The sequence below is a fragment of the Micromonospora andamanensis genome (assembly GCF_016863495.1).
GTDB classification, from domain to species: Bacteria; Actinomycetota; Actinomycetes; order Mycobacteriales; family Micromonosporaceae; genus Micromonospora; species Micromonospora andamanensis.
Genome location: NZ_BOOZ01000128.1, coordinates 1 through 598 on the forward strand (window position 1 = coordinate 1; position 598 = coordinate 598).

At 65.9% G+C, this 598-nt stretch carries 1 protein-coding gene; it reads left to right on the forward strand.

From position 1 onward, the window contains the following. Positions 1–598 (forward strand): glycoside hydrolase family 11 protein (locus tag Van01_RS32780; protein WP_373306321.1); only part of this gene is annotated, 598 nt, incomplete at both ends.

Below are 598 nucleotides of genomic sequence, written 5' to 3' on the forward strand. Positions count from 1 at the left end.
GGACGCGTCAGAATGCTGGCTGCCGCCGCCTTCGCCGCAGTGTTGGCGACCACCGGCACCGTCGCGATCTCGGCCAGCCCCGCCCAGGCCGAGGCCGACCGGCAGGTCTGCTCGAACACGGAAGGCACCCACAACGGGTTCTTCTTCTCGTTCTGGAAGGACAGCGGCGACGCCTGCATGGTGTTGCGCGAGAACGGCCGCTACACCAGTTCGTGGAGCAGGAGCACCAACAACTGGGTCGGCGGTAAGGGCTGGAACCCTGGCACCCGTCGCACGATCTCCTACTCGGGTAGCTACAACCCGGGTAACAACAACAGCTACCTCGCGCTGTACGGCTGGACCCGCAGCCCGCTCGTGGAGTACTACATCGTCGAGAACTTCGGCAGCTACAACCCGAGCAGCGGCGCCACCCGGCTGGGTAGCGTCACCACCGACGGTGGTACCTACGACATCCTGCGCAGCCAGCGGGTCAACCAGCCCTCGATCGACGGCACCCAGACGTTCTACCAGTACTGGAGCGTCCGGCAGCAGAAGCGCAGCAGTGGCACCATCACCACCGCCAACCACTTCGACGCCTGGGCGCGGGTGGGTCTGAACC